The organism is Enterobacter sp. MGH 37 (assembly GCF_000534515.1).
GTDB classification, from domain to species: Bacteria; Pseudomonadota; Gammaproteobacteria; order Enterobacterales; family Enterobacteriaceae; genus Enterobacter; species Enterobacter kobei.
This window is the reverse complement of the sequence record NZ_KI973206.1, coordinates 1,865,121-1,886,240: the sequence shown is the minus strand read 5'-3', so window position 1 is coordinate 1,886,240 and position 21,120 is coordinate 1,865,121. Positions and strand designations below refer to the sequence as shown.

General features: G+C 54.0%; 29 protein-coding genes. All 29 read right to left on the bottom strand.

The window, feature by feature from the left end; all coding sequences use genetic code 11:
• Position 1: 1 nt before the first annotated feature.
• Positions 2-304: a phage baseplate plug family protein gene (locus L383_RS02330; RefSeq protein WP_023332019.1), complete on the bottom strand. Its 303-nt coding sequence runs from the start codon at positions 302-304 to the stop codon at positions 2-4.
• The gene (locus L383_RS02335; protein ID WP_023332018.1) at positions 304-891 is read right to left on the bottom strand and encodes a phage baseplate protein; all 588 of its coding nucleotides are present in this window, start codon (positions 889-891) and stop codon (positions 304-306) included. Before L383_RS02335 ends, L383_RS02330 begins: the two co-directional genes overlap by 1 nt.
• On the bottom strand, positions 891-2,900 hold the full coding sequence (locus L383_RS02340) for a transglycosylase SLT domain-containing protein (RefSeq protein WP_023332017.1): 2,010 nt from the start codon (positions 2,898-2,900) through the stop codon (positions 891-893). The genes L383_RS02335 and L383_RS02340 overlap by 1 nt, the downstream gene beginning before the upstream one ends.
• On the bottom strand, positions 2,890-3,054 hold the full coding sequence (locus tag L383_RS26455) for a DUF6889 family protein (protein WP_023229521.1): 165 nt from the start codon (positions 3,052-3,054) through the stop codon (positions 2,890-2,892). The genes L383_RS02340 and L383_RS26455 overlap by 11 nt, the downstream gene beginning before the upstream one ends.
• Positions 3,055-3,077: 23 nt before the next feature.
• Entirely contained in the window at positions 3,078-3,530 is a 453-nt protein-coding gene (locus L383_RS02345) for a phage tail assembly chaperone (RefSeq protein ID WP_023332016.1), read from the bottom strand.
• 3 nt (positions 3,531-3,533) lie between these two features.
• Positions 3,534-3,974, bottom strand: a complete 441-nt coding sequence (locus L383_RS02350; protein WP_023332015.1) for a DUF3277 family protein — start codon at positions 3,972-3,974, stop codon at positions 3,534-3,536.
• An 11-nt stretch (positions 3,975-3,985) separates the two neighbouring features.
• Positions 3,986-5,131 (bottom strand): DUF3383 family protein, encoded by a 1,146-nt coding sequence (locus tag L383_RS02355; RefSeq protein WP_023332014.1) that lies wholly within the window; start codon positions 5,129-5,131, stop codon positions 3,986-3,988.
• A gap of 3 nt (positions 5,132-5,134) precedes the next feature.
• Positions 5,135-5,680 carry a phage neck terminator protein gene (locus L383_RS02360; protein ID WP_023332013.1) on the bottom strand — a complete coding sequence of 182 codons (546 nt, stop codon included), beginning with the start codon at positions 5,678-5,680 and terminating at the stop codon, positions 5,135-5,137.
• Complete coding sequence (locus L383_RS02365; protein WP_023332012.1) at positions 5,673-6,077, bottom strand: hypothetical protein; 405 nt, start codon at positions 6,075-6,077, stop codon at positions 5,673-5,675. Before L383_RS02365 ends, L383_RS02360 begins: the two co-directional genes overlap by 8 nt.
• Entirely contained in the window at positions 6,077-6,583 is a 507-nt protein-coding gene (locus L383_RS02370; RefSeq protein ID WP_023332011.1) for a hypothetical protein, read from the bottom strand. Before L383_RS02370 ends, L383_RS02365 begins: the two co-directional genes overlap by 1 nt.
• Positions 6,580-6,990 (bottom strand): DUF4054 domain-containing protein, encoded by a 411-nt coding sequence (locus L383_RS02375; protein ID WP_023150225.1) that lies wholly within the window; start codon positions 6,988-6,990, stop codon positions 6,580-6,582. The genes L383_RS02370 and L383_RS02375 overlap by 4 nt, the downstream gene beginning before the upstream one ends.
• Positions 6,962-7,372: an STY1053 family phage-associated protein gene (locus L383_RS02380; RefSeq protein ID WP_023332010.1), complete on the bottom strand. Its 411-nt coding sequence runs from the start codon at positions 7,370-7,372 to the stop codon at positions 6,962-6,964. Before L383_RS02380 ends, L383_RS02375 begins: the two co-directional genes overlap by 29 nt.
• Positions 7,373-7,416: 44 nt before the next feature.
• Positions 7,417-8,364: a DUF2184 domain-containing protein gene (locus L383_RS02385; RefSeq protein ID WP_023332009.1), complete on the bottom strand. Its 948-nt coding sequence runs from the start codon at positions 8,362-8,364 to the stop codon at positions 7,417-7,419.
• A gap of 11 nt (positions 8,365-8,375) precedes the next feature.
• A complete protein-coding gene (locus L383_RS02390; RefSeq protein ID WP_023332008.1) occupies positions 8,376-8,879 on the bottom strand; it encodes a structural cement protein Gp24 in 504 nt (167 codons plus the stop codon).
• Between the two features lie 11 nt (positions 8,880-8,890).
• Complete coding sequence (locus L383_RS02395; protein ID WP_023332007.1) at positions 8,891-10,162, bottom strand: DUF2213 domain-containing protein; 1,272 nt, start codon at positions 10,160-10,162, stop codon at positions 8,891-8,893.
• A 459-nt stretch (positions 10,163-10,621) separates the two neighbouring features.
• A complete protein-coding gene (locus tag L383_RS0124345; protein ID WP_032629703.1) occupies positions 10,622-11,155 on the bottom strand; it encodes a phage head morphogenesis protein in 534 nt (177 codons plus the stop codon).
• Between the two features lie 76 nt (positions 11,156-11,231).
• Positions 11,232-12,695, bottom strand: coding sequence for a DUF1073 domain-containing protein (locus L383_RS02400; protein ID WP_023332005.1), 1,464 nt, complete (start codon positions 12,693-12,695; stop codon positions 11,232-11,234).
• Between the two features lies 1 nt (position 12,696).
• Positions 12,697-14,313: a hypothetical protein gene (locus tag L383_RS02405; protein ID WP_023332004.1), complete on the bottom strand. Its 1,617-nt coding sequence runs from the start codon at positions 14,311-14,313 to the stop codon at positions 12,697-12,699.
• A gap of 198 nt (positions 14,314-14,511) precedes the next feature.
• Entirely contained in the window at positions 14,512-15,114 is a 603-nt protein-coding gene (locus L383_RS02410) for a hypothetical protein (protein ID WP_023332003.1), read from the bottom strand.
• A 246-nt stretch (positions 15,115-15,360) separates the two neighbouring features.
• Positions 15,361-16,365 carry a tyrosine-type recombinase/integrase gene (locus tag L383_RS02415; RefSeq protein WP_023332002.1) on the bottom strand — a complete coding sequence of 335 codons (1,005 nt, stop codon included), beginning with the start codon at positions 16,363-16,365 and terminating at the stop codon, positions 15,361-15,363.
• Between the two features lie 67 nt (positions 16,366-16,432).
• Entirely contained in the window at positions 16,433-16,840 is a 408-nt protein-coding gene (locus L383_RS02420) for a hypothetical protein (RefSeq protein ID WP_023332001.1), read from the bottom strand.
• Between the two features lie 61 nt (positions 16,841-16,901).
• Positions 16,902-17,417, bottom strand: a complete 516-nt coding sequence (locus tag L383_RS02425) for a hypothetical protein (protein WP_023332000.1) — start codon at positions 17,415-17,417, stop codon at positions 16,902-16,904.
• A complete protein-coding gene (locus L383_RS02430) occupies positions 17,414-17,944 on the bottom strand; it encodes a lysozyme (protein WP_023331999.1) in 531 nt (176 codons plus the stop codon). The genes L383_RS02425 and L383_RS02430 overlap by 4 nt, the downstream gene beginning before the upstream one ends.
• A 2-nt stretch (positions 17,945-17,946) precedes the next feature.
• Positions 17,947-18,183, bottom strand: coding sequence for a class II holin family protein (locus L383_RS02435; protein ID WP_369796247.1), 237 nt, complete (start codon positions 18,181-18,183; stop codon positions 17,947-17,949).
• A gap of 55 nt (positions 18,184-18,238) precedes the next feature.
• Entirely contained in the window at positions 18,239-18,853 is a 615-nt protein-coding gene (locus L383_RS02440; RefSeq protein ID WP_023331997.1) for a methyltransferase domain-containing protein, read from the bottom strand.
• Positions 18,759-19,700: a hypothetical protein gene (locus L383_RS0124340; protein ID WP_032629700.1), complete on the bottom strand. Its 942-nt coding sequence runs from the start codon at positions 19,698-19,700 to the stop codon at positions 18,759-18,761. Before L383_RS0124340 ends, L383_RS02440 begins: the two co-directional genes overlap by 95 nt.
• Entirely contained in the window at positions 19,694-20,245 is a 552-nt protein-coding gene (locus tag L383_RS02445) for a motility associated factor glycosyltransferase family protein (RefSeq protein WP_023331996.1), read from the bottom strand. Before L383_RS02445 ends, L383_RS0124340 begins: the two co-directional genes overlap by 7 nt.
• A gap of 7 nt (positions 20,246-20,252) precedes the next feature.
• Positions 20,253-20,576, bottom strand: coding sequence for a hypothetical protein (locus L383_RS02450; protein WP_023331995.1), 324 nt, complete (start codon positions 20,574-20,576; stop codon positions 20,253-20,255).
• A 103-nt stretch (positions 20,577-20,679) separates the two neighbouring features.
• Positions 20,680-21,093: an antiterminator Q family protein gene (locus tag L383_RS02455; RefSeq protein ID WP_023331994.1), complete on the bottom strand. Its 414-nt coding sequence runs from the start codon at positions 21,091-21,093 to the stop codon at positions 20,680-20,682.
• Positions 21,094-21,120: the final 27 nt, after the last annotated feature.

Below are 21,120 nucleotides of genomic sequence, written 5' to 3'. Positions count from 1 at the left end.
CTTACTCCGTTGATACCAGTAAATGACTGCGGCCGCCCAGGTCGGTTTTCGTCGGATAATCCTGTGTGCTGTCGTCACAGACCACCACCAGCTTAAAGCCGAGCCCCATATAGCCGTACTGCGCCAGCAGGTCAGCCCCCGTGACGAGAGGAATGCCGGAGATTACCGGCTCCCCTCTGTCATTCTGCAGGTCCATAATCCAGTACAGAGCGCGCCAGGTGATGCTAATCCGCCAGGTGGTGCCTGCCAGGATGATGCTGAATTGCTGGTTATCCGCTGTCAGCGGGATTTCCTGAATTGCCATTAGCCGAGCCCCAGTAATGACGCCGCGTTACCCTTGATGCTTTTTAGCAGCGAGGTATTTGGCGGCTTTGTGGTTTTGGTGCCGGTATTCAGTACCGCCGACGTGCTGGCCCCGTCCTTCATGTTGGTTTTATCCGCGACGGTGATCTGCTGCGTCTGCGAGATAAGAACCTCCCTCAGGGTGAGAACGGCGGACAGGACGTTTTCGGTTGTCTTATCTGTCGTCACTTCCAGCGCGCGGATCAGCATGTTGCTGTACAGCCGTTTGCCGGTCACCACATCGAAAGGAATACGGCTCGCCTGCAGGTCAAGTATTTCCTGATACGTCTGCTGGGGACTCAGCCCGAGCAGACTGGTGGCCGTCAGGTTACTGGCAAAATCCAGCAACGATCCGCCACCAGCGAAACCGACCTCCATCACCACTTCAGACGGTTTTTTGTAGGCATGGTCGGCGCTGGCGGCCCCGACCTCGACAGGGTGCTCAGTTATCTCCAGCGTATCGGTATGCTTCTCAGAAACCACCACGCTGGGGACGATCATCCCGATTTTTCGGGTCTGCTGTTGAAAGAGCGTTGAGAGAAAATCCATTAGCCCACCTTCGTTTGATTGCTGCGCATGAGCTGAGCATTTGCAGACTGCTGTCGGCGTTCTACCTGATTCCCCACTGAGTGCGGATCACCACCACCGTAAATGTGATAGGTGTTCTGCTGCTGTACCTGCGCCCCCTTCCCGGGCATGTTACTCAAGACCTTAGGAATGTAGTTGCGGGTTTCCTGCGGCATCAGGGCCATTCCGTGCTTCTGCACGTTCCCGATCCCCCAGTTGTATGAGGCCAGCGCCTTGCTCAGGTCACCACCGTTAGCTTTCAGCAGCTGTGAGAGATATTTAGCGGCTGCCTGAGCGGCCTTTTCAGGATTGAATACGTCGTTCCCGCGCAGTCCCATATCACGCGCGGTACCGTCCATAAACTGAAACAGCCCTTTAGCGCCAGCACCTGAAACAGCAAACTGATTACCGCCCGATTCCGTTATGGCCACACTGCGCAGCAAACCTTCCGGAAGCCGATAGAGCTGCTCCAGGTTGGTTAGCATGGGCTGCATCCATCCCAGCAGCTCAGAGCCCGCTTCGGTTGGCTGTGGCCGCTTGACTGACTGGCCGAGCTGTTCAGGCTCACCATAACCAAACCAGCCGCGCACCGTTCGGCCCACACTGCGAGGATCGAATCCCCAGTGCTCTTTAATCCAGTCGGCGGTACCGTTGGCGCTGTCTGTTACCATCGGCATCGCTGGCGGATTTTCACTGCCCTGATTGAGCATCTGTTTGCCGATGCTGGCGGCATCAGCCCAGCGGCCATCTTTAATGGCGTTGAGCAGGTCGGCGATCATATTCAGCATTTTGCTGAACTCGCCCATCTGGTCGATGAAGTTGCTGAAATCCCACTTCAGGGACCATGATTTGGGGTCAATATTGAGCAGTTTCGCCAGCGCTTTCGCAAGGTCGTTAACGGTCGTTTTAAGGTCACGAACCATCTTCAGCGCGGCGTCGACTTCCGGTTTCCACTTGCCCCAGTCGATAAGGCTGTCGCCGCCCTCCTTCCAGGTCTGATAGTCCTCCCACAGAAGGGCAATCCCCGCTGCCAGCGCGGTAATGAGGCCAATCGGCGACATCCAGAACGTACTGTTCAGAATACGCAGCGCAATCGTCAGCGCGCCAAACAGCGAGATCAGCTCCCGAGTTTGCTTATCCAGCGATTGCCACCAGGTGATAAGGCTGGATGTTCCCTCAATAAGCCTGAAGAAAAGCCGCCCGATGATGTCACCGAGCGCCAGAATGCCCTTTATGGCTTTAGTCAGGGTCTGCTCGATGCGCGGGAAGTTATCGAGGATGTGGCGGCGCAGCGTGTCCAGCGAACCCGCCAGACCACCAGCAAGATTAGAGCCGATTTTGTCACGGGCCATGCCTGCCATCGCGCCGAACTCGCGCAGGGAGGTCATGAATTTGTTGGAGCTTCTGGCGGCCTCGTCAGCATTGAAGCCGATAGCCTTCGCCATTGCGCTGTACTGCCCGGAGAAACCGCCAACACCCCGGCGCATCGCCATGAGGGTATTTTCGTCAATGCCCAGCATCTGCGCATACTGGTTAGCCCGGTAGTACGGCATGCTGCTGAGCTTCTGGCCGACGCCCGTAAAGATAGCGGCCATGTCGCGCATGTTACCGCTGGCGTCACGGGTCTGAACGCCCAGGCGATTCAGGAAGCCTTCCGCACCGGGATTGTTACGAACAAACCGGGAGAGGCTTTCCAGAGAGGAGCGCGCCGCGTCCACGCTGCCGCCCACCTGCGAAACCGCATAGCCAATAGACTGAATCCCCTGAACCGTCGCGCCGGTGCGCTGTGACGCCCAGTAGAGATTATCCAGACCGGAGGCGATCTTAGCCGTAAAGGCCACCACGGTAAGCGCGGCACCTTCGACGGCCAACCCCATTTTGATGGCGTTTGCGGTCGTGCCGGCGAGGACTGAATCGAACTTTTCCGCGCCTGCTTCGTCGATATCGAAACCGAGCGAGACGAGGAAATCTTTAATAGTCTCAGCGTTCATTATCCTCTCTCCATTTCTCTATACGGCGCTGGTTGTCAGCCTTAACGGCCAGGTGGTCATTCATCAGCGCGATATCGCACAGATCAACTGATCCATCCTTCAGCGCGTAATAAGGGATTAACCCGGCGTCAACCGGGTCAAGGAGATAAGACAGCCCGTCAGGCAGGCTGTTGAGGGTTAACCCTGAGGCTGGCCCGGCGTCGCGCTGGTAGGGCTCACGGGCAAAAAATTTCCCAGTGAATCGGCGACCACCCGCGCCACCAGCTGCAGCATGGTCAGCAGGTCGATATCATCGAACATCAGCTGACCGCTGTTGAATACCGGCGTCCATCCGTCCATGTGCTTGCGTGATACCACGGCCAGGCACGGATGAATAATCGCGTTGGTGTCTTCTTCGGTCAGGGAAGACAGTTTTTCAGCGATACACGGCAGCAGGGTTTCAAACACCGGTTGTAGTTTATCGAATTTCACGTTGTCGATTTTGCCATCAGCAGGCAGAAGGGAGCGAATGCTCCCGAAATCTGACATCATGCCCGCCAGCACCGGCAGCAGTTTGCGGGTCACTTTCAGCTGGTCAAAAACGCTGAGTTTTGCCACGCGGTAATCGTGGCCTTTGATTGAGCATTCCATCTGTTAAAACTCTCCGAGAACCTGGTCGATTTTGCCGCAGTCAAACACCCAGGGCATCGTATTACCGGTTTTAGCGTTGGCGTTATCCGGCTGTTTCTGGAACGCCACGCTGCGCGCCGTGATGATGTCACCGCTCACCTTGTTACGGATCACAATGACGTTGTTCCCCCAGGTGCCTGAGGACTGACTCTGGGCGTTGTACGCCAGCGACAGCTTTTTGTTCGTCGGTGAGGTTTTCAGCAGGTTGATGGTCACCGTGCCGCTTTTGTCCGCGTGCAGGCTGTGCATCACTTCGCCGTCAGCACCGATGGTCATGGTGTTTTTGGGGCCGCCCATTGCAACGGTGATCCCTTCCTCTGAACTGGCGGAACCGTAGCCCAGATCAATCTCGCCGGTAGGACCGGAGAGGGACGCCGTGACGTCCATAAAAGAATAAGTAGCCATTCATGTTCTCCTTAGCGAACGACGTTGATCTGAACATCAGCGAAATGAACCGCGCCAGCCAGCTTACAGGCCACCTGAATAACCGGTGCCTTACGTGCTTCACGATCTGCCTGCGCCTGCTCGGAAATCGGCTGCGCGTAGACGTAATAGCCTTTTGTCAGCGTATCGCCGGAATCCAGCTGTCCGATAGGGCCACCGTTCCAGACACCAGCCGCCACCAGCCCGTTCGTTACCGACTGATCCATTGATTTCTCAACATTGGAAAGGAGGCGCGTCACACCCGCATCAGTCTGTGGGACTTTGGTTGTGCTGGTGTAGAGCAGGTTATACAGGTTGGTCTGTACGTAGTTCTGCAGCCAGTCGAGCCCGTGGCGCTCATCGAAGAAATCGCCGCTGGACATGACGCCCTGCTGAAGGATTGCCGTATCGTTCTCGTAATACACGTAGACGTTACAGTTTTTGGCATCCAGCGCCGCCGCCTGATTGGTGGTCAGGGTTTCATACGTGATCCCCGGCTCCTGCTTGAATTTCAGGGTAATGGTGGTATTGCTGCCGTTGAAATTCACCGTAAACGCGCGGCAAAACGCAGACAGCGCGGCGTACTTGCTGCTGGTGGAATACTGCACGAAGGTGCGGCTATATTTTGCCGTCTTCAGCTTATAGGCCAGATCGGTTGTGGAGGTCGTGTTAACCGCTTCCGGGTCCTGGATGGTAATCGCCAGAATACGACTGAGGCTGGAAGCCTCGATCGCGGCGGCCACGCTCAGCCAGTCGGCATCGTCGATGCCTTCATCATCGGCTACGGCCAGACCGTACCAGCTCGTGTAATTCAGTACGGCGTTCACGGCCTGCAGCAGCGTTTCCGTCGAACCGCTTTCAGCCGATGCCAGCGTTTTCGCCCAGCGGCCGACATAGACCTGCTGAGGTTTCGGTGATTGCGAGAAATACACGGTAGCAGCTTCATATTCCGGGCTATCCACGCCGAAATCAGAGCCGATATCCTCTACAGAAGAATAAAGGCGAAGGCGCTCAGTGACCGGGATAACCGTTGAGCTCCCGAGAATGAGCAGCGAACCGAAGTTTCGACCAGTAGCCGCACGCGGCCCAATGATCACGTCGACATTGACGACGTTTGATACAGGTAATCCCTGCGGCATAATTTAGTCTCCGAAAAATGAGACGGGCGCATCTTGCAGCGTCCGGACGTTGTAGGTACGAATGTTCTTGCGGGAAAGAGTAATGGTGAGGTCGTATCGCCTCACCCACTGTTTGTTAATGAGCTCTGGCAGGTTGTAGATAGTCCCGGCATCCACCAGCGAAAGCCCCGAGCGGTTCAGCTCAGCGTTGTTTTGCTCGACGAATATCCCCGCGCGGAAAGTTGATGCCGTGTTGGCCCCCTGAGGGCCATAGAAGCAGCAAATTACCGTCACTTGTTCCCATGTCCATTGCTCGGACTGTTCTTCCGAAACCTGAACATCGGACTGGCTTAACGGCTGGGGAACGGTAGTAATACCGAAGCCGCACCACGTCACCCCGTTGTTGGGGATCTGCGGCTGCGGGTCAGTCCATCGGGGAAAAACAAGCGCAGCCGGCAAGCCAGAAACACCACGAATCCACCGACTGATTTCACGCTCCAGCGCCTCGTCATACTGGGGGAGAGCCCCGACAGGCGTAAGATAACCGCGCGCGGTGCTGTCGTTACTCAACTGGCGTCCCTCCGTTAAAGTCCACCAGCTCACAATGTGCCTGGACGAATCCAGCACCGTAACGGGTGTACGGGTCAACGAACGTCACGCGGTAGTCGCGGCCGCTGTAGGTGACGATATCGGCATCCAGACGCGGGGATCTGTCTGAACCGGGCTGGCCCTGGGTTAATCTGAACTGTGTCACGATGAGGATCGCGCCGCTGATGTTCTGGCCTGCCTCCATTCGCCTGGCTTCCAGAGAGCGGTCAACCGTCACCACGCCAGAGAACGGGATATCCTGAGCGGTGTTTTTCGTGAAATTGTCCTCATCCGCCGTCTGAACCTGACGGTGACACACCAGGCTGGTGTCCATGAAGTCGGGATCGAGAAGAACATCGCTCACATCGAGAAGAGGCATTATTTTTTCCTCACGACGTAGTTAATTGAGCGCAGCAGGTAACCATGTGCATACAGCGGCTTATCGCCGGGAATGCCCTCGGCCCTTCTGCGTTCGAGGGTTTTCTCAGAAAGCGGGTGCAGCCGGTCGCCAGCACCGATAACGGCTTTTGCAGCGTCACGGGCAATCTGCCCGGCGCTTTCCAGCTCACGCATTGCCGCTTCAGCTTGCCCCTCCAGCGCGGCGGTTGCCGCTGCCTTGAGGTGTGCAGTGGTTCTGGGTTTTGAATCCTCGATCCCCATATCCAGAAAAGGACGCGGGGGGAGCGTGACCGTTGTACCGTCGATTTCCACCGTTGCGCCCGTCGAGTGGAGGTAGCCCAGTTCCGCGTTATTAATCGGAGAGCCATCCTCACGCCCCGCCTTGTCCTCAGGTATTCCCACCAGCACATCCATTCCGGATAGCTGGCGGAGGGATTCCAGAACAGCCACGGCGTTATCAGCACGAACCGTTAACCCGCTTTTCATAGCAGCTGCCTGCCACCAGCGCCGAACATCGACCACCACCAGTAGAACTCGCGCCCGTAGGCGGTGCTGTTCCAGAAACCGGCATCCGGATTGATTACCCCGGACACGTCATAGCTCACTGAAACCTTATCCACTGACTTAGAGGACACGACACCTGCCGCGCCGTTGCTGTTCACACCACCAGCGGCAGCGGCGGCCAGCGTGCGGCCGCGCAGCTCCGTATAGTGAGCCGTGAATAGTTCGGCCAGGTAGACGAACTGATCGCCCTGTACGTCCTGATTCAGAAGCGAATCGGCCTGCCCCAGATAGAAATTCACTGAGGGGTCAGGGTAGCGGGTTTTATCGGCGAACTCGGGAAAGTCGGTGCGGAACTGCTCGTTAGTCGGAAGCCTGCTGTTTTTTGGCATTTTTCGCGTCCCCGCCGGTGTTATCGGTTTTGTCCGTGCTGTCGGCAGGTTTACCGCCTGCTGGTGCCTGAGCGGCTGCCAGCTGCGCTTTCAGGTCTGTGTTTTCATTCCCCAGCGTGGTGATGGTTTTTTCATGCTCAGCCAGCTGCGCTTTCAGGGTGTTATTTTCCTCGGCCAGGAGAACAAGGCTCGCGGTAAGGTCTTCAGTGCTCTGCTCGTTCGCCAGGTCGGCTTCGTCAATCGGGCGCGCATAGGCTTTAAAGGCCCAGTGGTCCTTAACTTCTTTCGGGAAAGAAGAACTGTCGTGGATGCCCTGAGACAGCTCAAATTTAGAACCGTCGGCAAAGCTGAGAGTCGCGCCACCGGAAACAACGTATTTCATGTTTTTGCTCCATAAAAAAGGCGGGTTTCCCCGCCTGTTTCAGGTTAAGACGCCGGAACGTCCAGATAAGAGATCGTATTGGAATACGGGGTTTCCACCTGGCCCAGCTTGCCGTAGTAAGTGGTCAACTGCTGCAGGCCGCGATACTCCAGTGGCGTGTTCAGCAGAGGAACCATTGGGAAGCGAACGTATTTTTCGTCCTGGGTGTAAGCAACGATACGATGCGCGCCACCAGCGCCACGCTTGGAGGCCCACTTGATGGATACGATCTCCAGTGGCGTGCCGTTTTCCTGGAACGCGATAGTGTTAATCTTCACGTATTCCAGCACAGAGATATTCCCTGCAGAGGAAACCTTTTTGCTCGCCAGCAGGCCGAACAACTCCGGAGCCAGGCCGATTTTCGCCGGGCAGACCGCATAACCAGAACGAACCCAGCCATCAGACAGCACCAGGTTGATATCCTGAACAATCACATCCGGATCGGTAGTTGCGGTCCACGCTGCAGCTGCAGCAACAGGAGTTACATCCGGCAGGTTCAGCAGGCCAGCAACGCCGAGCTCGCTATCACCGATATAAACCTGTTCGTCGGTGTCCATGTTCCATTTAAGCTTCATGCCTTCGTATTTCTGGACATCAACCGGGCGGCCCAGTTTCTGGGCAGAAATAAGCTCCGGTACCGTCCAGCTGATTTCCTGTCCCCACAGGGTGAGATTGTTACGGGTAGGCTGAATGTCGAGTTCGATACCAGGTATGGCGGTGGCCTTTTTACCGATCCAATTTTTACCGTTAGGGTTCGGACCGCCAACACCGACGAAATTGGTATTCGTGAAGGATGACACTTCATCAGCGATAGAAACGTCGCTGCGCAGCGGCATGTCGCGTGACCATTTGTAAGAAACCAGAGGCATGTTCAGCGACTGATCCATACGCTCCAGTTCGCCGATGAGAAACGCGCCGGTGGAGTCGATGGTCGCTCTGTCAAATGTAAACATTAATTATTCCCTCAGATGTTATACGCGATTTCAATACGGCCGTCGGCTTCACCCGGCCCCATGACCTCTGCATTTGGCAGCTGAGGTGTATTTGATGCGGTGGAGTCCGGAGACAGCACAAAGGAGCCAATCGGGCTTTGGGTGGTGCCACCAGCCACGCGAACGTAAACCGGATCGCCTTTCTTGGCGGTCGTCGCATTGCCGGCGGTCGCCAACACGCAGATATAACCGCGTTTAAGGTTGTCGCCGACCTGATTGGCGGTCACACCGATATAAGCCAGATCAAGAGCGGAGGTAATCGGGAACGGACGAACCAGAATCCCTTTCACTTTGCTGATGGTGTCGCCAGACTCCAGCGGAACGAATTTATCGTTCACGTATTTACCCGCCAGACCGTAGGACGCGAACAGCTTTGAATGGTCCAGGTTTACCGGCTCGATGGTGAGATCACGAGGACGGGTAACGCCCCCGGCAATGCCCAGGGGCATGCGCGTTAAATATGCAGTACCTGCCATGATGATTTACCTTATTTGTTTTTTGCCCAGAATTCGGCGTTGACCTTGTTCAGTTCTGCCGGGGAAAGGTGCTTAGTGCTGATTGCGCTGTCTGTGGTGCGTGAAAAGTTGTTCAGCGGGATCAGCTGGTTTTTTGCCTTATGCAACGCCACAGCGGCAGTAAACACCGCGTCAACCGTAGCCTTTGGCGCTTTGTAGAAATCATCCACGCCGAACGATTTCAGGCTGTCACCGGTGCGCATTGCGTGATTCAGCACCTGACGTTTCAGGCTTTTATCACCTGCAGGCTGGAAGCCAGGGCAGATAATTTCCGCATCGGCAATCAGGTTGCGCTTAAAGGCTGCATCACCCGTCACTTTGCGGTTTTCTTCTTCGTCTTCGTCGGTGGTCATGTTGCCCGGGTCCGGCTCGCCGTCGGTGGTTTTACCCTCCAGCTTTTCCAGACGAACCAGCAACGCTTTCGCCCAGGCCGGAATTTCTTCATCGCCCGTGCCGGTTTTGTCTTTGTTCGGATCGCCTTCGTCCGTAGTGGTGCGATTGCCTTCAGGCAAGGCGGTGGCCTGTGAAGGAATGTTGATGGTGATAGAGGAACCGGGGATTGAAGGCATGCCATCAGACGGCATATCCGGCGCTTCGTCGATGAGTTTTGCCAGCGCATCCTCATCTTTCGTCTTAATGGCCTGAGCCAGTTTTTTAAGCCATGACATTACAGGCTTCTCCTTTGTTGTTGATGGGATGGAATCCCCGATTGCACAGCGGCCACCAGCACGCCCCCGGTCAATGCCGACTGCGAGGTGGTTACCTGTGATTTGGTATTGCTTGCCTTTTCCGGGTGCCAGCTGCTTGTACTGCGCGTCATAGCCACAGCTGACATCGGTCAGGCCAGAATTAACCGCGTCGATTGCTTCCTGCCGTTTAATCAGCACGTCAGCAATGAGCAGATCCGATTTATCGCCGGTGCCGCGCCGGACGTTCTGAATGTGTCCGTGCGCCAGCTCTGCAAAGTTAGAAGGGTTCACGAAAACGATGTTGCCCAGGCTGTCCTCAGGATGCCCCAGCGTGACGGCTACGCCCTCAAAGCTCGCCATCGTCTCCGGGGAAAACACCTCGTCTTCAGTTCGCCAGACGGTCACCGTGCCGGTGCCGTCCGGTTCGAGGTCGATTTCCTCGGGCAAATAGACCTGCGTCCCTGTGCGTGCGATCGGCACGTCTTTACACAGCAGCGAGCCGTCCGCCTGCAGATAGCGCGTTTCGCCCAGGCGTGTGGTGAAGAAATATTTCATGGTGCCTCGCTAAATAATCGCGGGGTCTGAGTTACGTACGAACTCGCGGAGAAGCGCCTTTATCTGACGGACATTTCCCCGACCGGTAGCCTTCAGTTGAGACAGTTCACCGACACAACGATAAACAGCGGTGACGCTGCCTATAGACATTTCGATAACCCGGCGGTCGCCAGCTCGCTTAGCATCGATACAAACCTTTTTCATTTTCACCTCTTCGGGCAACAAAAAAGGCCGCTCATGAGCGACCTTGTGGAGTGGGATAAATGTTCAATATAACGGGCTATTTAACATAAGGGTTCTTACCCGCACCGACGAAAATGGACTCGATTAAAATGTCCCCTTTAAGCCGTAAAAGTAGCGATTAACTGGGCTGAAAATCGGCCTTTTCGAATACAACATTTTCATAACATTTCGCGGGTATTGCAGTTCGCATGAAATGAATGCTCAAAGCCGTATTTTTCATTTTCTCGGTGCAGGAATCTGTACTTCAGGCCAGCATTTGCAGTTCGGCAAACATCCGGCGTGTCCGGTCATACCGTCCAGCGTCGGCGGGTTATCCCAGCGTACAAATTTATCTTTCATCTTGCGGTGAGAATCGCGCGTTCCGGCCCCCTCGATACGCCACCAGTAGCCCTCTGATCCAACCGAAAGGGCTCTGGCCTGCGTCAGCGCGCCGGTAGCTCGTCCAATCTCTGTACGGGCAATCAGCTGCGCCCTGCTGGCGGCCACGTCACCGGAGGCCATGATCATCTCGTAGAGCTCGTCCGGACGTTCACCAGTGATAACCGCCTGCATTGCGCGCTGTTGTATGTCCATCACGCGATCGGCTGCTTCCAGCGGCAGGGACTTCATCAGCTGAATCTGGCGGTACACGATATCCTGCGCCACCTGCCCAACGGGGGTATTACCCACCACATCGCGCAGGCCAGCGCCGATTTCCTCTGATACCGATTTCCACTGATTCCATTCCTCCTGCTCGACCTGGGCAAACATCCTTCTCCCGACCTGCTCTGCCCAGTCGCTGATTACCTCGGAATAGTCCACCAGCGTTTTCGAAATGCTGTCAGCGCTAGCCTGTGAACCATCGTAGGTACCATCGACGATCTGCCCTATCTGGTTTGCTATCGCCAACAGGCTTTTTCGATACTGGATCTCCGAACGACGGCGGAGGGATGGTTTTAGGTTCATCCTCCTCCCACTGGGCCTTCGCATCTTCTATGTCCTCGTCAGTGATAGAACCACCGATCCCAATCACATCAGAAATGTTCCTGAGGTCGTTAAGCGCGGCTGCCGGAGGCATTCCGAGGTCACGAACGGCGGTACCGAGTGCAGTAACCACATTGTTCGCCATCGTTGCGCGGTCCACGTCTGACATCTCCCAGAGCTTGTTAAACTCGAATGTAAAATCGTCAGGCAGTGGTTCACCGAACAGAGAGCGCCAGGAGATATCGAGCAGCCAGCGGATATGTCGGCGTAAGCGTCTCTCCTGCAGCGAGTTAACCCGGCTGTAGTAGTTTTCCAGATCGCCGTCGCCGGTGTTGAAACCTGCAGGGGACTGCCCGAACAGACGGACGAGAGGAATTCCCGTCGCGCCGGAAACCTGCTCAGCAAAGCGCAGAAGGACATCAGCGATACCCGCAAATGTATAGCTGTGGGTTTCGAACTTATCCTTACCATCCATGATGGTCATGCCTTCGATGGTCTGGAACTGACGTATCATGTCCAGGTGCTTCATCAGCGCCTTTTCAAGGTCGCCTCCTGCAGCAAGAATCTTGCGCAGGTCGTCAATGCTGTATGTTCGCAGATGCGCTTTGTGGATCAGCTGTGTGGTGCCGACCGTCGCAGTATCAAACGCCTCGATACGCTCGAAAATACGCTCCACAACAGACATCCCCCAGCCGTTTTCCGTCTGGGCCTGCTGGAAAGGTAGCGTATCGCCCTCCATGCGGATAACGCGGCTATGGTGGATCTTCCAGGGGGGAATCCCCTGCTGGTTCGTGATTACCTTGTAATATTTCGGTTTCCCAAAATCGGGACCGTAATCGGTAACGAGATCGTAATAACTCGGGTTAACCATCCAGCGGTCAAGGCTCATCACGCCCTTAAACTGCCCCTCTTTGATGCGATCAAGTTTCAGCGGGGAGGACATATCCTGCCCTTCAAGCAGGACCACCAGCACTGCGCCACCGTACAACCGTGACCATTTGAGGTTATCGTTAAGCCCATCCCATATAGCGAGCTCATCCCAGAAGGTTTCGAGCTTGCCCTTTTGTCCGGGTTTCAGCTTTGAGCTGATGTTAATCCCCTTGCGGGTCATATCATCGGCCATCGCATCCACACCGGCACCAACGAGGAACGATGAACGATACGCAAACTCCAGCATCACCCTGTTACGGCTGATGTACCCGGGCATGTACATTCCGCCCGTCTGTATGTTTCTGGTGTCGCTGCCAAGTTTGGCCGTGAAATTGTTGTACCCGTCAGCTGTCGCAACGGGCTTTTGTGCGCCGTTCTGGCGTTTCTTACGGGACATGTCACGCTCCGGCCAGTTTGGCCCAATTATCAAGAGAGGAATCCATCGGCGCGTAGTTAATCATCACGGCGTCGGCGAGGTTCGGCGATTTTGTACCTTCCGGCTGTTTATCCACGAGGATTTTACCGACGGCGTTTTTCGACCACGTAGGCTGTGAAAGCTCCATCAGCAGGCGGTCAATATTTTCTATCTCGCTGCTTATCGAAATTATTTCGTCGGGGTTGTAGTCCATCCCGTTCAGCGCGCGGAAGGTGTTACGAAACAGCTTGCGAAGATGCCACCAGCTCTGTGCTTTCGCGTTCGCGAAGAAGTCTTTATTCAGGCGCGCCGCTTTACCGTTATCACCAGGAACGGCTTCATCTTCTGGATCGAATACGCTACCGCTACCACGGAAAGGCGTAGCTGTGATTGTTCCCCGGCCTTCAGCCTGCCTGAGCTCGTTTATCACGCGAGCATCGCCACGTGCACCAGCACCCAGACCGTCCTCATCGAAACGGAACTCATCCAGACCGTAATCGTCACAGTACCCAAACGATTTAACGACAGAAGCGTATATGTCGCTGCCAATGCCAGACCATTCGTGAACGTTCTGCAGAAGGAAGCCATAGCGGCAAGAAAAGCCGTTTTTGTCTTTCCCCTCGTCTGCGATATCCATTGCACCGAGGCGCTGGCCGCTGGGCTGAATACCCAGTTTGATATGCGCGTCGACGGCAGCCTGCACCCATTCAGAAGGAATGAGAATCCCCTCTGTGGAAGCGCTGTAGTTCAGGTCCAGTTCCTGAGCAACGATAATCGGATCATCAATTTTCAGACATTCGTTGCGGTACCACTCATCATCCTTGCGCGGGTCGCTGCGCCAGTGGAACGTAAACACAGGGATATTTCCGCTGTGGCGCTTACGGGCAAACGGGTTATTCATGCCGTTGACGGATGAGAGGTCTATACGGCAGCGGGTCGTCTGAGAGAGCGCAGCATCGATGAGTAATGGCCGTTTGAGGAATGCCGACTCATCCACGAAATAAAGCGTGGTACGGTCACCACGACCAATGTTATCGCCAGCCTCTCCCTTGATGATCGCCCCTGATTCCGGAAATTCCACCTCCATGAATCTGGAGTGTTTTTTTTCATTCCAGCCACCGCGAAACTCTACCGGGAGCAGTTCAATAAATTTTCTTGCTTTCCAGAAAAGTGATTTTGGGTCGCTCGTGGAATCCACGTACATCTCTTTACGGCTACCAAAACCAATCACCATATCTTTGTTAAACAGACACAGGGAGCATGCAAGGCCGACAGAGGTCCAGCTCAGCCCCATTTCACGGCTTTTCTCTGTGAGCCCGTTTTCACGATTTCCGCGCCTGTCCATGATCCAGTTAATCCATTCCTCCTGGCGGGGGAACAGCAAAAACGGGATGGTCGCAGGCAGGCCATAATCGAGGTTACGCGGGTCTGTCGTCATGCCCCAGTCGATGATGAACTGGGCCGGGTTAGTGCGGTAAAACTCACGGAGTGCCGGAAGCATTTCAGGCGCTTTCCTGATCCGCTCCAGCCTCTCCATTCTCCACTCAAACACGGCGGTATAGTCCGGTTTGCGGAAGTCAAAGGGGAACGGGATCGGCACAGAAAAATTCCTCAAAAACGCCCCGATTTAACATAATGGTCGTTACCCGCACTGGCGCAACAGCACCCATCACGCAAACGGCGTGAAGCCTCTGTTTTGAACAGAAAAGTGGTCAAATCGGGATGAATAAAACGTGCATAAAACGGGTCAAAAAATGCATAGCGTTTTTACGGTTCAAAACGCCTGTTTTTGCAATTTTCAGCCCAGGTATTTTTTGTAGATATCTGCTGCTTCCTGCGGGGTCAGGTTCGCCGCGTCGGCTTTGGCTGCCTCGTCCATATTGTTGAACGATTCGAAAATTTTCGGTGCTCCCAGCTCCATAAGCAGGGTTGCCGGAACTTTTATCCCCTCAGCCTCAAGCAGCTGCGCCGCCTGCAGTGCGGTGTATTTACCGTCTACCTTATGCTTCATCACCTCACGAAGCACATCACGCTGACGGTCTTCTTCCCCATAAACACTGCGGCCGAGGCCAAGAGCTTTGGCAAACACCGCAACATCATTGTGGGTGGGCAAAACATCCTCGACGGTTGTTTTCAGCCCATCCGAGGATTTAGTGACAATCTTTCGCTTACGAACGTCCAGGCTTTTACCTGCAACGCTGTTGATCTTTTCCATAAGAACTTCGCGAGCCTCGGTAAAGGCACGATTAAAGTCGGCATGTTCCTTGCGCCAGTTGCGGATAGTCGCCTCGTCAATTTGCAGTCGCTGGGCAACCATACGGTTTGAGATCTTGTTACGGGCCAGAGCCATATCAATAACGATACCGACGTAGGCCTTCTTAAAGCTATTTTTACGGGCCATACGCTTACCTGAAATCGAGTGCTGTTTATATTTTGTTCAAAATTATTTTTCCGCATTTTGCGTGCGGAATAATTCTGAGAAAAAATCTGCTCCGGGGCCGCAAGCCTGCTGGGTTTAAGTGCGGAATTAAAAACGTCAAAAAATGCGGAGTTATCCATTTTCCGTAAAAACTGCGATTTGATGCCCGGAGGCCGCGCAGAATGGGGAGATAGTGGATCGCCCTAATATTTCCACTATGTGGATAACTCAATCCAAATCCATCTCCACCACTTCACCGAACAGGTGGCCGTAAACGTCCATTGTGGTTTTGATGTTCGAATGCCCAATCAGTCGGGAAACCTTCAGAATATCGACGCCTTTGTTTGCCAGGCGAGATACAGCAAAGTGGCGAAGATGATGGAATCGCTTAATGCCATAGTCGTTCAGGGTTCTGACGAGAACCCCCTGAGTGCCGTAGCTGGTAGCGAGGCATGCGCCGGTAAACTGGTTGCAGATAAGAGGCTCAGAGGTACCGAGTTTACTTTTATCCAGCAACGCGAAAAGCTCACGCGGCATCCGTACCCGGCGCTCCACTCCTCTTTTCAGCCCCTCATGTATAACGCCGTCAACAACATGCCCCCGGATGTCGATCCAGTCGGCTGACACGTCGTTATACGTAACCGCCAGAGCCTCACCGATTCGCAGGCCACAAATCCCGAGCCAGCACGCGATACGCTCACGAACTGGCGCGTTATTCAGTAGCTCCCTGACCGATGATGATGGCGGTATGGTGATGGGTCGACGCTTCCGGCGCGCGGGACGGTCAACAGGGTTAAAAGTGATGAGCCGTTTTTCCACCAGCAGGAAGAAAGCCGAACGAATCCAGCGATGGCAGCCGGTGCGAACCGAATCACCGATATCACGATGGCTGATATGGAGAATATTTTTTTCCAGTATCGGCCCGTCTACAGCGAGAAGATCATGACGGCATTTCGTATATGACGACAGCCGTATGATATTTTTTTCCAACTTGCCGGCCTGATACCCCAGATAAAACAGAATTAACTTTCGGAAAGTCCAGGAATGGTCTATTCCGGTCCAGCTGGCAGTTCGACAATCCAGCTCGATATTCTGTTTTTGCCAGAAAAGATGTGCGGCATCATCAATATTCTTAAAAATGCGGCGGCGTCCATGACCGGATTTTTCATCCTTCCAGTGGACGTAATATTTTGATTGTCCATTGGCATCAGTGGATTCTTTTATCGAAGCCATGCTGAACAATCCTCACTCAAAAAACATTATCGAAGCCCCTCAGTGAAGGGCTTCTGTAATATCAGCTTTAAAGAGGAGTAAAACGGAAATTAGTGACATATTTAGCCACTACGATAACTCGCCCTTTCATGTCTTTGGTAGCTGCACAGTGATAATAATCTCCGTTCGCCACTGGTTGGTCTTGATCCGAATAGCCGAGTATTTTTTTACCATCATTCAGTTCAAAAACTGCCTCATAAACGGTTTTCCCGGTTTCGGCAGGTTCACAATCTGTTAAATGAAAGGATGATTCAGTTTCACGAAGTATATCCACTGGTATTTCCTCGCCGATTTTCACCGCCTCTCTTGAAACAATTTCAGTTGCGCATGAAAGAGCGCGTAGAATATTACCTAGTTCACTTTTTTCCGGGCGATAGTCCACTTCCATTACAAATGGAGAAATACCCGATACCGTGACAGTTATTTTTTTCATCATATTAATCTCTTTATCCCCTTAAAGGGATATATGGTTACTTATCCGCATAAGGGAATAAACATCACTGCCGGTCATGCTCGATTTGGCGAATGCCCGCCAGCTGGTTATTCGCTTTTTCGATAGCGGCCAGCAGCGGCTTGATCCAGAGAACAGCCTGGCAATACGTCAGCGTGCTGGGGGTAGTGGCGCTATCACCGGCTGCGTCAGCGTCCCCGGAATCGGTGTGCATTGCGCTGGCACGTAGACGGTGCGTGTATTCGAGCAGCCCACCAGCGACATTAGCAGGAACAGGCAGATCACAAGTTTTTTCACGGCGGAGGATCTCCCGGTATTCGATAACCGTGTTATCGGAGCTGGCATCAATCAGTGAATTGTTCCGGTTGGTATAGTCGGCAATCTGATTGAAACGATTGATGTTAAAAGCCTGAGTGGCTATCACCTGCCGCTGACCATCGACCTCTTGCTCTGCTTTTTCTGCCCTGCCACGCTGTTCGCTAACCTGCCCCAGCAGCACAAAAATAATGATTCCTGACAGCAGCAACTCAACGCCAAGAAGCAACCAAGTTTTCAGGGTCATTTATCAAGCCCCCAGCACGCCAGTTCGGACTCCTGGTCACGGCGTAGAACCTGCCCGTAACAATTGTTCGAGCGGATACGACAATCGCGACCTCCGTCATAGGTCCATCGTTTTATCTCTGCGCATGCACCGGACCGATCACCAGCATTGAGCTTTTTCCAGAACGTTGACGGCAGGCATTTTCCGGGGCCGATGTTCCAGGGGCAGAAGGACGCTATACCGACTTTTTGTGGCTCGGTCAGCGGAACTCGAACGTTTTTTTCCACCCAGGCCAAAGCTTTTGCCTGTTCTGCCTTGTCGATTTTGTCGCATTGCTGGCGCGTCAGCTGCATACCCTTAACCACGGGTTTGCCGTCAACGCGAGTCACACCGCCGCAAATCGTCCACATGCCACCAGCATCAGGATAAGCAACCAGGCTGGTGCCTTCTTTTTCATCCTGAAACTGACTCATGAGCACCGGCGCAGTGGCACCAGCAGCCAATAGCCCAAGCATGGCCGCGCTGAGCTTGCTTTTCATTGATGCCATGATTAGTTGTCCTGCGGTGGAGGGGTAACATAGCCACGCGCCAGCGCTGCCTCATAGGCTTTTGTCTGACGGCGTTTGAAGTAAAAGTTAACAAAGAAAGTCAGCAAGCCAATAACGAAGCCGCCGACGACTGCGACAAGGTTCCAGTCAAGGTCATGTATCCATTTTGCTATGCCACCCCAGCAAATGAGGCCGCCGGATGTACAGTACCCCGCTATCGATGCGATTTTGTCAGGCATAGTTCTGTGCATTCCACACCTCCGGACTCGGGGTGCTGTGTGTGAAGGGAAAAAGTTAAATTCTACGGAAAGCGTACGAGGCTACGCCTTTACGCCCTAACTGACATTCGATTGTGTTTTGCTCTGCGCAGGTGAAGCCCTGCTCTGCAAACCAGCGCCTGATACCTTCATCAGTGAAATACCAGATGTGCTCGTTCTTTCTGAAATGATGGGATCGGAGAATGTCTCCGGCATCAGTGAAAATCGGGATCGACACGAACACGTATTCACTGGCCTGCTGTACCGCCAGCTCCGGCTCGTCGATGTGTTCCAGTACATCCCACATCGTCAGTGCTCGCCACTTATTGGCGTAGAGATCTGCGAATGCGCCCCGCTCGTTCAGCCAGGCAATACCAGCCGGATTAACGTCATACCCAAGCGTTCCCGGTCGGGTAGAGACGAACTGACCGGCACCGATACCAACGTCGAGAACAGGGCCGTGAAAATGGCGCTCCACCAGCTCAATACGGGATTGCGTTAAAGCTCTGCCCGTTTCGGTGTCGGCCAGCTGCTGATACTTCTCGAAATACTGCTCGTCATACGGGCGTGATAACGGAACCGGGTAACGTCCGATCCCCAGCTCCGGTAAAAATACCAGCCCGTTTTCCAGTTCCTGATAAAACGACTTCATGGAGCCAGGCCTCGAATTTATCGGAGAAATTTGAAATCCGCTTGTCGCAGTGGTGATCCCATGCTTCACAGCGGCAGTAATTGTCGGGAATTGCCCAGCCAACACGAGAAAGGTCCATCGCCCGATCGGTTACGATTTCTGGGGCGTTGTGACCACCTCGCCCACCAGCGACAACGTACACCGGCGTTTTATAGGCAATTGCAGCAGGAAGTGCCCAGCCCACCGGCGTAACCACCACGGCGGCATGCTCAATCAGGCGCATCAGCGATTTGAAGTTGAGCTGGCCGGAGTGCATGCGCAGATCTGCTTCGGGAAGTTCACCGACGGCCCACTCCTCCCCCTCCTGCAGGTCAGCCACACTGATTACGCAGAAATGCTTTCTCAGTAGCCGGGATGCCTGCAGCAGGTAATCCGGATCAGGATTACGGGAGTCACTGCGCCACTCGCTGCGAACAGTTGCCGGACGAATTACCGCGATCGGCTTTTCCGACGTAAATTCAGCGGGTCCGTAAGACGGCAAATCAAGTTCTGACGGCTCGGTGCCAAACTGCTGGCGCATCGCGTCAAATATTGAACCGCGCCGTAGATGATCCGGACCGTAGAAAATTCGTTTTGTCTGGCGCATATCTGGCGGCAGGTGAAAAGCGGCCTGCGTCCGGTATTCGTTTTTGCGCTGCGTCCGGAGCGTTGTAAAACTGCGAACGGGCAGAACGGGTAAATCTTCATACAGTTCAGGCCAGGCAGTCCGGATATAACTACCGGCGGGCAACTGCTTAACGAAAGCGCGCTGGTAGATGTTGTCACCCATACCCAGCATGCCTTCAATGAATAGAGGAACGTTTAACATGCTACCTCGCGTAAAGCCTCATTGAGGCCGAGACGCCGGAAGCACTTAAGCGCTGTCTGGCGGCTACTGTTGATGATATTCACCTTACCGGTCAGCGCTCTGGCGGTACTGGCAAACTCCCCGCGCCATCGTGTAACGCTCTCTGCTGTAGGGTTATCCAGCCCGACGTGATCACCATGCCAGTGACTGCCGCCATTAATGGAGCAGTCAAACCCTAACAGGATGATGTTTTTCGCCCCCAGGCTGGCAGCAAACAGAATTGAGCGCTGCCCGGAGTTGAAGGCCCACCGGGTATCTGTATCAAACAGATTTAGCCCATAGCGTTTATGAGCCCGGTAATTACAGGTCCAGCGAGAGGCGGAGGACGGCAGAACATCGATGTTTGCATCCCACCAGCGCAGATCACCCGCGTAAATGTATTCACAATCAGGCACGGCTCGCCAGGTGGAGTTAACAGCAATAACCGGCAGCCCCGATCCGGAGATCAGTTCGCAATCTGATTTATTGAGAGACGGGCCGGATGCACAAATGATGAATGTATTCATGCATGCGCTACTTAATTTTATCTACCCATTCGCGCCAGCGCGCCTCTCGTATTTCAGGGGGCAACCGCTGGTCTTCAAAATGATTAGACAGATTTATTGAATCTGGAAGCAACGCCCAGGCAACATAGAACTCATGCGGCTCGAACTCGCCACCAGCAAACTCGTACGCACCGACATGGTAAACTTCACCATCTTCTTCGAATGCCAGTACGTGGGCAATATGCCAGCCATCGCAGGGGTTAAGCAGAAGAACCCATTTACCGTCGAGCTCCTGCGTCAATTTTTCACTGGCAGGACGAAAAACCAATTGCTCAGTAATTTGTTGAGACATGCAGGCTCCAGAAACGACAAAGCCCCACCATTTCTGGCAGGGCTCGATTATTAAGCGTTGTGTCGAAGTGACCACTCTTAACAGATTAAAGCGGTTTTTGTAATTACACAACCCCTTTCAGTTTCGGCGGCAGGATATATTCCTTTTGGCACTCCCTGTCCATTTCTAGCTTAATGTCGAGGGTGCAAAGAGAGCCCTGAATAAAGCTCTCGGCAGCCTGAAGTCGAACCGATACATGGTTGTGGGAAATGCCAAGTTTCGTTGCCATGGCACGTAACGTCATGCTGTCGATGTAATGCCATTCCAGAAGTGAACAAAGGTACTCATCGTGTTTTCTGAGACGGATCATGGCCTCATTGATGTACATTCCGTCATCATCACAGCACGATGGCCTGCCTGCTCTGCTGGCGGGCAGCAACCGGGATAAACCTGCGGCTATGCGAGGGTAGCCGATATTGGTGCCACCGCTGGCCGCCCACGCCCCCCAACGCTCAAGTACCATCTGAATATCACGCATTATTCTTTCCCCTCAGAATCCACACTA